Annotated in this window: 13 protein-coding genes; 4 read left to right on the top strand and 9 right to left on the bottom strand. The window is 44.6% G+C overall.

Features of this window, described 5'->3' with window-relative positions; genetic code table 11:
• Positions 1–18 precede the first annotated feature (18 nt).
• From E4665_RS01355 to E4665_RS01340, 4 genes are all read left to right on the top strand, one after another.
• Positions 19–699 carry a response regulator transcription factor gene (locus tag E4665_RS01355; protein ID WP_135346998.1) on the top strand — a complete coding sequence of 227 codons (681 nt, stop codon included), beginning with the start codon at positions 19–21 and terminating at the stop codon, positions 697–699.
• Positions 692–1960, top strand: a complete 1269-nt coding sequence (locus E4665_RS01350) for a sensor histidine kinase (RefSeq protein ID WP_135346997.1) — start codon at positions 692–694, stop codon at positions 1958–1960. The genes E4665_RS01355 and E4665_RS01350 overlap by 8 nt, the downstream gene beginning before the upstream one ends.
• Positions 1961–2021: 61 nt before the next feature.
• A complete protein-coding gene (locus E4665_RS01345; protein ID WP_135346996.1) occupies positions 2022–2471 on the top strand; it encodes a DUF2231 domain-containing protein in 450 nt (149 codons plus the stop codon).
• Between the two features lie 168 nt (positions 2472–2639).
• A complete protein-coding gene (locus tag E4665_RS01340) occupies positions 2640–3923 on the top strand; it encodes an MFS transporter (RefSeq protein ID WP_135346995.1) in 1284 nt (427 codons plus the stop codon).
• Positions 3924–4091: 168 nt separating this feature from the next.
• Here the strand turns inward: E4665_RS01340 and E4665_RS01335 are convergent, their stop codons facing one another.
• From E4665_RS01335 to pgsA, 9 genes are all read right to left on the bottom strand, one after another.
• Positions 4092–4556: a CBS domain-containing protein gene (locus tag E4665_RS01335; protein WP_135346994.1), complete on the bottom strand. Its 465-nt coding sequence runs from the start codon at positions 4554–4556 to the stop codon at positions 4092–4094.
• Between the two features lie 87 nt (positions 4557–4643).
• Entirely contained in the window at positions 4644–4820 is a 177-nt protein-coding gene (locus E4665_RS01330) for a type II toxin-antitoxin system antitoxin (RefSeq protein WP_135346993.1), read from the bottom strand.
• A gap of 16 nt (positions 4821–4836) precedes the next feature.
• Positions 4837–5679 carry an SPFH domain-containing protein gene (locus E4665_RS01325; RefSeq protein ID WP_135346992.1) on the bottom strand — a complete coding sequence of 281 codons (843 nt, stop codon included), beginning with the start codon at positions 5677–5679 and terminating at the stop codon, positions 4837–4839.
• Positions 5680–5850: 171 nt separating this feature from the next.
• Positions 5851–6111 carry a stage V sporulation protein S gene (locus E4665_RS01320; protein WP_135346991.1) on the bottom strand — a complete coding sequence of 87 codons (261 nt, stop codon included), beginning with the start codon at positions 6109–6111 and terminating at the stop codon, positions 5851–5853.
• Between the two features lie 109 nt (positions 6112–6220).
• Positions 6221–7015 carry a TIGR00282 family metallophosphoesterase gene (locus tag E4665_RS01315; RefSeq protein ID WP_135346990.1) on the bottom strand — a complete coding sequence of 265 codons (795 nt, stop codon included), beginning with the start codon at positions 7013–7015 and terminating at the stop codon, positions 6221–6223.
• An 82-nt stretch (positions 7016–7097) separates the two neighbouring features.
• Positions 7098–8657: a ribonuclease Y gene (gene rny / locus E4665_RS01310; RefSeq protein WP_135346989.1), complete on the bottom strand. Its 1560-nt coding sequence runs from the start codon at positions 8655–8657 to the stop codon at positions 7098–7100.
• A gap of 544 nt (positions 8658–9201) precedes the next feature.
• Complete coding sequence (gene recA / locus E4665_RS01305; protein ID WP_135346988.1) at positions 9202–10266, bottom strand: recombinase RecA; 1065 nt, start codon at positions 10264–10266, stop codon at positions 9202–9204.
• Positions 10267–10367: 101 nt separating this feature from the next.
• Entirely contained in the window at positions 10368–11615 is a 1248-nt protein-coding gene (locus E4665_RS01300) for a competence/damage-inducible protein A (protein WP_135346987.1), read from the bottom strand.
• Between the two features lie 85 nt (positions 11616–11700).
• The gene (gene pgsA, locus E4665_RS01295; RefSeq protein WP_135346986.1) at positions 11701–12279 is read right to left on the bottom strand and encodes a CDP-diacylglycerol--glycerol-3-phosphate 3-phosphatidyltransferase; all 579 of its coding nucleotides are present in this window, start codon (positions 12277–12279) and stop codon (positions 11701–11703) included.
• Positions 12280–12354: the final 75 nt, after the last annotated feature.

Genomic DNA, 12354 nt, shown 5'->3' with positions numbered 1-12354 from the left:
TGAAAACGAGGGTGAATTATGAAAATATTGCTTGCCGAAGATGATCAGAGGCTTGGAAAACTAATCGTCAAAATGCTCAAGAAGGAACAATTTACGGTCGACTGGGTTGTAGACGGAATCAGTGCGTCTGATCAAGCTTTAACCGGAGACTACGACGTGATTGTTCTCGACTGGATGCTGCCAGAACGGGACGGCGTTCAGGTCAGCAAGGTACTGCGAAACGAGGGGTACAGTGGCGCGATATTGATACTGACCGCCCGGGGAGGACTTGAGGATCGCGTAATCGGACTGGATGCCGGAGCTGACGACTATATGGTCAAGCCTTTCGCTTTTGAAGAACTTTTTGCACGAATACGCTCGCTCTCCCGGAGAAACTTTTTCCCTATCGATCATAACACCATTACATCCCACGACCTAACCATTGATTTGGCTAACCACATCACGAAACGTGGAGAGGAAATAATCATCCTAACTCCGAGAGAATTTCAACTGCTTGTCTATTTTGTTAAGAATACCGGAAGGATCCTGTCAAAAGATCAGATCATCGCCAGGGTCTGGGAAGAAGAAAGTGAAGTTACCTATAATACGATGGAGGCTTTCGTCAAACTTCTTCGAAAGAAGCTGGGCCAAACAAAACGGAACAGCTACATAAAGACGATTCGCGGATTTGGCTATATGTGGGTGAACGAAGATGTTTAAACAGCTGCAGCGAAAACTGACATTGACGTACAGCTTTTGGTTTTTTCTGACACTGGCGGCTATCTTCTTCATTCTCTTTTTTGTTTTCAAAAGTATGATCTATCAGTCTGTCAGCTGGCAGGTTGATGATCTCGCTCATGATCAGGCTCTCGAATTTGCGGAAACACATCACCTCGAAGGCGGCCCGTTCAGGCACTCTCTTTTTTTATCGGCATTTCTTTCGGAAGATGGTAAGGATATTGTTTACAGAGGATCCCTGCCATCGGACTTGAGATCTGTTTTGCTTTCGAAATTGAAGGACAGGGATCACACCGGCGTATTGCAGACCACGGCATCATCCGGACGTAAAACCGTGATTATATATGCACTGGAACCGGTTGTGGAAGACGGCGTCCAGAACGGCCATATAGTCATAGCAAAAGACATCATAAAAACACATGAGCAAATCGAATGGTGGTTCCGAATTTTATTCCTGCTGGGTATTTGCACTGCATCACTCTCAGTGATCATCGCCCATTTTCTGGCCAGGCGAGCCGTCCTTCCTGTCAAAAGTAATTTTGAGAAACAGCGCGCTTTCGTCGCCGATGCCAGCCATGAGATGCGAACTCCGCTCAGTGTGTTCTCGGCATCGCTGGAATTTTTTGAAGCTGAGGAAAAAGGCCGCCTATCCGAGTCTTCAAAGGAAACACTGACTGACCTGAAAGCTGAAGTTAAAGATATGAACTCGCTGATCAGCCAGCTGCTCTCTTTGGCTCGCGCCGACAACGATGGCATGGCTTCAGAAAAAAAGAAGTTTCCACTCATTCGGATGGTTTTACCCATGGTTTCTTTTTATAATCAGAAAGCACTGGACGAAGGAAAAGTGCTCATCAGTAAACTTCCAGAAAGAGAGCTATACCTGCTTGCTAATCCTGTTGAAATCAAGCAGCTGCTCACAATTTTTCTTGATAATGCATTAAAATATACGAAAAAAAAAGATCGGATTGAACTGAAAATATGGCCAAATGAAGAGAAACATCAGTTTTGTTTTTCAGTCGGTGATTCCGGGATCGGTATTCCCGATGAGGAACGCAAACATATATTTGAACGCTTTTATCGGGTTGAGAAAGGCAGAACAAGGCAAAACGGCGGCAGCGGACTGGGGTTATCTATCGCCAATGAAATTGTCAGTGCATACAAAGGAACGATCACCGTGGAGGGTGCAATGAAGGTAGGTACAATATTCACAATTCGACTGCCCGTTCTGAAGATCACCGAATAATTCAGTTCCTTTTCAGTTTTCTTTTGTAAGCTGAATCAGCAAACAAAAGGAGACGATTCATATGTTTGGAACACCACTTCATCCATTGCTTGTCCATTTTCCAATCGCACTTTTAATTGTTGGAACGGCATTCCAGATCATCGCCGTGTGGAAGAAGGACTTTTTTGACAAAGCTGCCCTGCTGTTATTATCCTTGGGCTTTCTCTCGGGTATCATTGCCTATTTATCAGGCGACGGCGCTGAACAATTTGCGGCGTCACAATGGGGTAATGGCTATCGTTCGATCGTTCACATACATCAGGCCTATGCGACAGTCACTTTATTATTGTTCGGAGCAGCAATCGGACTTAGATTGATTAATTATTTCTTTAAAAGAAAGTTTATCATGCCGCTTGTCCTGATCATTTGTCTGACCGGTTCGATCACACTGGCTTTAACCGGACACTATGGCGGTGAAATGGTCTACATCCAAAAACACGCGAGTTCATTAAATACATTGAAGATTGACTAACATTTTTACTTTCTCCTTAAAAATGTCGAAATTAATTGTTTATTTTCAGTGAACCGACTATCCATATTATTAAATTATTATGTTATAATTTTCCGAAATGAAGATGATCAAAGGTGGGTTTATTTTCCGGCTCAAACTCTCTCATCGGCAAAAAGGAAGTTTTGTAAATTGAACGGATTGCTGCATAATAAAAATTTCAGTTTACTTTTCACCGCACGCCTGATTACCAATATCGGCGATAGTATGTACTATGTAGCCGCTATGTGGCTTGTCTACAAGTTAGGCGGATCGGCTTTTTATTCTGGCCTTGCAGGCTTTCTGACACTCATTCCCCGCACCTTTCAATTTACAGTTGGTCCCATTCTTGATCGATATTCAATACAGAAGCTTTTAATCACCACTCAACTTTTCCAAGCACTGATTCTCTCCCTTATTCCACTCGCTTATTTAAGCGGCAGGCTCTCAGTCACTCTGATTCTCATTGTCATGCCGATCGTTTCTTTTCTCAGTCAGTTTTCTTACCCCGCTGAGAATGCGCTCATTCCGCATATTCTTAAGAAAGAACAGAGAGTACAGGCAAATTCGGCAATGGCTATCGCATATCAGGGTACTGAGTCCGTCTTCAATGCAGTCGGCGGTGCACTCGTTGCACTTATCGGAGCGATCGCCATCTATACAGCTGATATCATCACATTTTCTGTCGCTGTGGTACTCTTTTCAATGCTTTCACTTTCAAGTGTCAGGCGACCTGAGCGTAACACAACGATCCATCAGCAAATACAGACCTATTTTTCCGATCTCAAAGAGGGATTTCACATTGTATTCCATTCAGTAATCGGAAGAATGATCATCTCCGGACAGGTCACGAATTTCGCTCTCGGCGCTCTGACGGCCTCACTTCCTTCATATGCGGATCTTCTCGGAGGTTCGTGGATCTATGGACTGATGCTGGCCGGAATGGCGGTCGGGAGTCTCGTTGGTGCGATGTGTGCAGGATTCTTTGAAAAAGTGGCCGTCGGAAAAATGTTGATGATTGGCTACCTGATCGGATTTTGCCTGTGGATCAGCGCGGCTCTGATTCCAAACAGTCTGGCCAGGATATTACTGTTTTCTGCAAGCCTGATCCCGCTCGGTTGTAATAATGTGATTAATTCTACAGTGATGCAGAATCTTGTCCCCAAAGAACTTCTGGCACGTGTCATGTCGGTTGTGGCAAGCATTGCGACCTGCATGATGCCGCTCGGTGCGCTTACAGGTGGGACGCTCAGCGCACTGTTTGGACCAAATATGATATTTACTTTCTCAAGTTTTGGATTCCTATTCTACTCGGTATATGTAGCGCTGACACCCGTTCTTCGCACTATTCCTGCTGTGGGTAAAGTAAAGCCAGAAAGCTATGGATTTTCAGCCGTAACTAGCGTCTCAGAAGAAACATATTCAAATGAAACCTAAATGCGTCATCCGTTTAAACAAAAAAAATTTGGGGAATTAAGGAGAAAGTCTTCAGTTGAAACAGTTCATTATTATTTGTTCAGTGATCGTCATGGAAAAAGCAGGAGAATGTTTCACCCCTGCTCTTTTACCTTGAAGTTAAGATTTGACATAACGATAATCAGGCTGTCATTCTTGACCGATTGCCTGCTCGCCGATATAACGAATAACATCGCTGCGACTGATGATTCCTACAACACGCCGTTCATCATCGATGACGGGAATTTTTTTTATGTGCTCATGCGACAAAGTCCGCAAAACAGCATCTAGTTCACTGCTATAAAGTACTGAACGAATATTTCTTTTTTTCATAAGGTCTTTGACTTTTTTCTCAAGAAGATCTTTGAAAAGTTCGGACGTCATTTCAATTCTTACTGCTGATATCATACTGTAAAAGTCATAGATGTTCTGCTGCTTTGGCGAAATCGCGCGAAGCACATCACCGTCACTGATGAATCCTGTCAGTTTACCTTCTTCATTTACGACGGGTGCTCCGCCAATCCTGTGCTTGACCATAGTCCTTATCAGAACTTCGATGGAATCCGTTTCATGAAGCATAATTACATCTTTGATCATCAGCTCCTGAACGCGCATTTTATCCGCCTCCTACTCACAAAGATCCCCTCAAGAATAGTATACACGATAATGAAAAAGATTTTATTTTAGAATAGCGTGTTAAGATCACTCCTCATGCTTTTTATTCGCCTTATCCGCGTTTCTCCCTGCCCTCATCGCGGCCTGACGCAAAATAAATTCTATTTGGGCATTTACACTGCGAAACTCGTCATCTGCCCACCGCTGCATGATATCGTATAGATTCGGATCGATACGTAATAAAAAACTTTTTTTCTTGGCCATAGAAAAACCCCGTTTGTTAATACAGACTTCCTGTATTAATTACCGGCTGCGTTGCCTTGTCTGAGACAATAGCAACCATCAAATTGTTAACCATGTTGACCTTACGTTCTTCATCGAGTTCGAGCACGTGTTCATCCTCGAGGCGTTGAATCGCCATCTGAGCCATTCCAACAGCACCATCCACAATTTTCTGACGGGCAGCAATGATTGCCGATGCCTGCTGGCGTTGCAGCATCGCTTGAGCTACCTCCGTAGAATAAGCCAAATGGGTCAGACGCGTTTCAATCACTTCAACACCGGCAAGAAGCAGTCTTTCCTGCAGTTCTTCCTTAAGCAGATTCGAAATTTCCGCCGCGTTGCTTCTGAGTGAAAATCCTTTTTCTTCAAAATTGTCATAGGGATATTGTGAAGCAATGTGACGCACAGCAGTTTCACTTTGAATTTCAACGAATTGGCCATAGTCATCAACATCAAACAAAGCTTTTGCTGAGTCAACAACTTTGAAAACAACTACAGCGGCAATTTCTATTGGATTACCTTCCACATCATTAACCTTCAGTTTCTGACTGTTGAAGTTCCGGACACGAAACGATACGGTCCTTCGAGTTGTCAGAGGGATTGTCAGATAGATACCATTATCACGGACACTTCCACTATAGCGTCCGAAAAAAGTAACAACTTTCGTTTTATTAGGTGGAACAATCGTTATTCCCGTCATCAATACGATTGCTCCGAGCCAAAGTATCGCGGCTGCCCAGACGATTTGTAAAACGGCAGCACCTATCCCAAGAGCAGCGAGAACCAGAATGGCCAAAATGCCGATAAAACCATTCATCTTCCAAACACTTTTTTCAGTCAAAATAAACGCCCCCCAATGATCAATCAGATTTCATTTTTATATTAATATGATATCATCGAAACCATTTTTTTACAATAAAAAAAAGACAAGTGAATGTCCATTTTTTTATGATCTATAAAACATCCGCATTCCAGTATTAAACGGAATGCGGATGTTTGCTGTTTTACGTGATTAGCGCGGCTCGATAATCAATTTTATAGCCGTTCGCTCCTCGCCATCGATTAAAATATCGGTAAAAGCCGGAATGCAAATCAGATCCAGTCCGCTTGGGGCGACAAAGCCTCTGGCTATCGCCACCGCTTTGACTGCCTGATTCAGCGCGCCCGCTCCGATCGCCTGAATTTCCGCCGTTCTTTGCTCCCTCATTGCGTGTGCAAGGGCACCGGCAACAGAGTTAGGTATAGATTTTGCTGAAACTTTCAACACGTCCATTTCCCATTGTCATCTCCTTATGAGGATTGCCCATAATAAACTATATTCCTCAAAGGTATGACTATGACAGGCATTTACTGATCTATAGGCTGGTTGATTGAAAGTATCTTTAATCAAAAAAAGGGTGATCGTCGTTGATCAGTATTCTCTCAATTTTTACGGCACGGCCCGACTGATTATCCATTGTTATCAGCACCGCACCAAGCTGTCCGGACCCCTGTTCGCTTTCAAACCTGACAGGCATTGATGTCAGAAAACGTTTCGTTACTGCCCCTCTCTCAACCCCGATAATGCCATTGTACGGTCCAGTCATTCCAACGTCAGAAAGAAATGCCGTGCCCTGTGGAAAAATGCGCTCGTCACCAGTCTGAACGTGTGTATGCGTACCTACGACAGCTGAAACCCGGCCGTCAAGATACCAGCCGAGCGCCAGCTTCTCGCTTGTCGTTTCAGCATGGAAGTCAACAAAGATAATGTTTGTTTTCTTCTTGGCTTCAGTAATGAGCTGATCCGCTGTACGAAAAGGATCATCAAGCGCCGGCAAAAAAACGCGTCCTTGCAAATTGATGACAGCAACTTTTAACTGATTGACCTGCAGAATCCGAAGACCAGTACCCGGGGTTCCTTCGGGGAAATTTGCCGGGCGGACGAGTTTTGGTGCATCGTCGATAAACTCAAATATTTCACGATTATCCCAGGTGTGATTACCCATCGTCAGTATATCGGCACCCAATTCCAGTAATTGATTATAAATTTTCTTTGTAATGCCCTTTCCATGTGCTGAATTTTCCGCGTTAACAATAGTCACATTAGGAAGATACCGTTTTTTTAGTTTCGGGAGATATTCCGTAACCATCTCCCTTCCCGTTTTTCCATACACATCTCCGACAAACAATAATTTCATTCAACTCACTCTTTCCCAATTTCAGATCTTCTATAAAAATAATGTCCGATAGTAAAAGAAAGCGGCTGATCGCCGCTTTCTTTTACTTCGCATATTCAACAGCACGCGTTTCACGAATGACTGTAACCTTAATATTTCCAGGATAATCCAGTTCATTCTCAATTTTCTTGGTAATATCATGTGCCAGCTGAAAAGACTTCGCATCGTCAACGATGTCCGGCTGAACAATGATACGAATTTCACGCCCTGCCTGGATGGCATAAGATTTTTCAACACCTTCAAACGACTCGGATATTTCCTCAAGTTTTTCCAGGCGATGAATATATGTTTCCAGAGTTTCACGCCGCGCACCCGGCCGTGCAGCCGAAAGTGCATCAGCAGCGGCTACAAGAACAGAAATAACAGACGTAGCTTCTGTATCACCATGGTGTGAAGCAATACCGTTGATCACGACAGGATGTTCTTTGTATTTCGTCGCCAGTTCAACACCGATCTCAACATGGCTTCCTTCTACCTCATGATCGATCGCTTTTCCAATGTCATGAAGCAGGCCGGCGCGTCTGGCAAGCATCTCATCCTCACCCAGCTCCGCAGCCATCATGCCGGTCAGGAATGCAACTTCTACCGAATGTTTCAAGACATTCTGGCCGTAACTCGTTCGGAAATGCAGGCGACCAAGAATCTTGATTAGATCCGGATGCAAGCTGTGGATTCCGACTTCAAAGGTCGTCTGTTCTCCATAATCACGGATTTTTTCATCCACTTCATGACGGGCTTTTTCAACCATTTCCTCGATCCGCGCCGGGTGAATACGGCCGTCCTGAACCAATTTCTCCAGTGCGAGCCTTGCCACCTCGCGCCGGATCGGATCAAATCCCGACAAGATAACCGCTTCCGGTGTATCATCAATGATCAGGTCAATACCTGTCAATGTTTCAAGCGTCCGGATATTGCGTCCTTCACGGCCAATAATACGCCCTTTCATCTCATCGTTTGGCAGATTGACAACTGATACAGTTGTTTCTGTAACGTGATCAGCAGCACATCTTTGGATGGCAAGTGAGAGAATGCTCTTGGCTTTCTTCTCGGCATCTTCTTTCGCCCTTGTTTCAATCTCTTTTGCAATCTGTGCAGCTTCATGAGCCGTTTCCTGTCTGACATCTCTGAGGATCAATTCCTTGGCTTCCTCATTTGTCAGTCCGGAAATCCGCTCCAACTCAGCCTGCTGCTTCTGCAGTAATTCCTCCACTTTGCCTTGCATCTCTTCAATTTGTCGATGTTTCTTGCTAAGTGCTTCCTCCCTTTTTTCCAATGAACTTTCTTTATTGTCAAGAGATTCGCTTTTGCGATCCAGCAGGTCCTCTTTCTGAACCAGGCGGTTTTCCTGCCTTTGAAGTTCATTTCTACGTTCCCGGGCTTCGTTTTCTGTCTGAGACCTGATTGTGTGAATCTCTTCCTTAGCTTCAAGAAGAGTTTCCTTCTTCAGTGCTTCAGCATCGCGGTGTGCATCTTCCACAATCTGATGTGCCGCAGTCTCAGCGGAAGCAATTTTCGCCTCAGCAATTTTTTTTCGGAAATAGTATCCAACAAATAGACAAACTACAGAGATCAGCGCAATGGAGATGATAGTAATAATACTCATCATTTCACCTCCTTGCTTTTCTGTTTCGTAAAAAGGTCAATCAATTGCTTTAACTTTTGAATGGCGCTCGCGAAAGGATCAATAAAGGCTAGCCGGAACGTATTACACATTCCTTTGTCAGCTTTATGTCAGCTTTTCAAGCACTTACCGGCAAAAATATTTACATATTCGTAAAGTCAGTAACCAAATAGTTACAAGTTCATTTTATAATTGCACATTTGGGTTGTCAACCTTGTGCAACAGGTGCGAAACAATGCTTGTCTACGAGATAACCGGTTTTTTAATTAAGAAGGTTTTGTCAAACTTGTCTGTTGTTTTTCGCTCCCGGCGTTCACTTTCCGCGAGCGATCCGTGAGCCTCCGCGCTCGTTGCCCTCGCTGAAAGGCCAGAAGGCTCGCTGATCCCAGGAGTCTCGCACCTTTCGCTCCAATCAATGGAGGGGCAAAATCAACATTGAATTTAAACATAGCCAATAAGAAAAAAGATCATGCCGTATAAAACCGCATGATCTTTTCCCAATTTTAACTTTAATACAGATAAAATATTAACTCAGTTCTTTATCGGCCGGCTGCTGATTTTCATCGGGCAGTTCTTGAACATCAGCCGAAACCTCTTTATCCAAATTGTAATGGCTGCGTATCTTCGCTTTGATTGCTTCTTTGATTGGCTCATTCTCTTTCAGGAAAAGTTTGGCGTTCTCACGCCCCTGACCCAGGCGCTCCTTGTTGAACGAATACCAGGAGCCACTTTTTTCAACGATATCCAGTTCCGACCCGATGTCCAGTATTTCCCCTTCCTGAGAAATACCCTGTCCATACATAATATCAACTTCAGCCTGTTTGAACGGTGGGGCAACTTTATTTTTTACCACTTTAATTCTGGCGCGGTTTCCGACAATATCATTTCCGATTTTCAAAGTTTCGGCGCGGCGTACTTCAAGACGCACTGACGCGTAAAATTTTAATGCGCGTCCACCAGGAGTCGTTTCGGGATTGCCAAACATGACGCCAACTTTCTCACGAATCTGATTGATGAAAATAGCCGTCGTCTTGGATTTACTGATCGCTCCTGAAAGCTTTCTCAGCGCCTGCGACATCAGCCGGGCCTGGAGACCTACATGGGCATCGCCCATTTCTCCTTCAATTTCAGCTTTAGGAACCAGTGCAGCAACTGAATCAATAACAATGATATCAATTGCACCGCTCCTGACCAGTGCCTCGGCAATCTCCAGAGCCTGTTCGCCCGTATCCGGCTGCGAAAGGAGCAACTCATCGATATTGACACCCAGGTTTTCCGCATAAACCGGGTCCAGCGCATGTTCTGCATCAATGAATGCCGCCTGACCACCGTTCTGCTGAACTTCCGCAATCGCATGGAGTGCGACTGTCGTTTTACCGGAAGATTCAGGCCCGTAAATTTCAATGATTCGGCCGCGCGGATAACCGCCGACGCCCAAAGCAATATCCAGAGCCAGTGAACCGCTGGACACAGTAGATACCCGCTGATCCGGTTGTTCACCAAGCCTCATAATTGATCCTTTTCCAAACTGTTTTTCAATCTGGCGCAAGGCACTCTCAAGTGCCGCTTTTCTTTCATTTTTTTCAGCCATCGTCCCAGTTCATCTCCTCATGCATCGTATATTTATCATAACTTTTTTTGTAAATAAGCACAAGTGTTCCCCATTGCATTTATTCGTTTAATTGACATGTATTATTTTACAATAGCCGGCAAACGACGAAGGTAACGCCTGATGAGATCATATCCCGTTTTGACTGACTGGATTCTGATCTTCCTCCGTGACCCCTTAAACTGATAAAGATAGCTACGCGAATTGTCTCCATCGGCGAAGCCAATATAGACAGTTCCCACGTCTTTGCCCTCACTTTTATCAGGCCCGGCCACGCCTGTAAAACTAACGCCAATATCTGAACCACAAAGGGTCCTTATCGAAGAAGCCATCAGTTCCGCGCATCGGGCGCTGACTGCTCCGTCGCTTTTTAGCACCTCCGTCGGGACATGAAGCACCTGCTCCTTAACCTCATTCGTGTAGCAGACGATGCCTCCGTTTAAAATAGATGAAGCACCTGGAAATCCGGTCATCCATTCCGAAGCCATTCCCCCAGTCAGACTCTCTGCAAAGGCAATTGTTTTCTTCTCAGCCTGAAGAAGGCCGAAAACAACCTCTGGAAGCGATACTTCATCATACCCATACAGATAAGTTCCAACCCGCTGATCAATTTTCTGTTCGATCAGATCCAACATTTTTTCAGCTTCCTCTTTGCTTTCATGCTTTGCTGTGAGCCTGAGAGTGACTTCACTCTCCTTAGCAAGTGGGGCGATGGTCGGGTTAGACTGGGCATCAATCAGATCAATGATTTTTGTTTCCAATTGTGATTCTCCGATACCGAAAAAACGAAGAACCCTGGATTGTATATGCTGCGAGTGTCTGTGGGCAAAGTAGCTTTTTGCAAAGTCGAGAAACATCGGTCTCATTTCTGAAGGGACTCCCGGCATCAGCAAGTAGACGTGCCCGCCTTCTTCAACGATCATTCCTGGCGCCATTCCCTGACTATTAGGCAGAATATGGCTGCCTTCAATCACCAGGGCCTGCTTCAGATTGTTTTCCGTCATTTCCCGACCGGTAACTTTGAAATAATCCAGCATACTGTCCATGGCTTTCTGATCTGCGACCAGCTTCTTTCCGAGCACCCGGGCAACCGTTTCTTTGGTCAGATCATCTTTAGTCGGACCAAGCCCTCCGGTAAAAATAATCAGTTCCGCACGTGATTCAGCCTTCTTGATCGCGTCGCGAAGCCTGGGTTCATTGTCACCGCAAACAGTGTGAAAAAAAACATCAATTCCGAGCAATGCCAACTGTTCCGATATAAACTGAGCATTTGTGTTTGCAATCTGCCCCAGTAGAAGCTCCGACCCAACCGCAATGATTTCCGCATTCATATAGCCAGACTCCAATCTTTTTAATTCTTAGCTACTCCCACATTTCATTATCAGGTACTCTGATGCCGAGTGCAACCAGAACAGATTATCTTGAGCGAAGCAAAACATCACGATTTTGGTAAAAATAATCGGCACCTGAAATGATTGTCAGAATGACTGCGATCCATAAAAGGATTTGATCAAGAGGGAATCCACCAGGTCCAAAGGGGATATTATTAAATAAAAAGGAAATGATAGTCAACATTTGAGAAAATGTCTTCCATTTAGCAACTTTGCTGGCTGCGATCACGTCACCCTCTCCTGCCGCCACCAGCCTGAGACCCGTCACAGCAAATTCCCTCGCAAGAATAATAACAACCATCCAAGAAGCCATTCTCCCCATACCGACGAACGACACAAAAGCACTCATGACAAGCAGTTTGTCGGCTAGAGGATCTGAAAATTTACCGAAGTTTGTGATCAGGTTTTTTCTTCGGGCAAGCTGTCCGTCCAGCCAATCGGTTATCGAAGCAATAATGAAAATAAAGCCGGCAAGCAGTTGGGAAACAGGGAGAAAAAATGGTCCGGAGCCGAGAACACCTAGATTCATCGGTACAAGAAGAAAAATCAAAAACACGGGGATCATAATTATTCGGGCTACAGTTAACTTATTGGCGATATTCACGTCGGAATCCTCCCTATTATTTGGAAATCACAAAATTTCTTTATTCCCGGACACAAATAATACACAATTAAGAAA

The organism is Sporolactobacillus shoreae (genome assembly GCF_004684935.1).
Taxonomy (GTDB): Bacteria; Bacillota; Bacilli; order Bacillales; family Sporolactobacillaceae; genus Sporolactobacillus; species Sporolactobacillus shoreae.
This window is presented reverse-complemented; position numbering and strand designations above follow the sequence as displayed.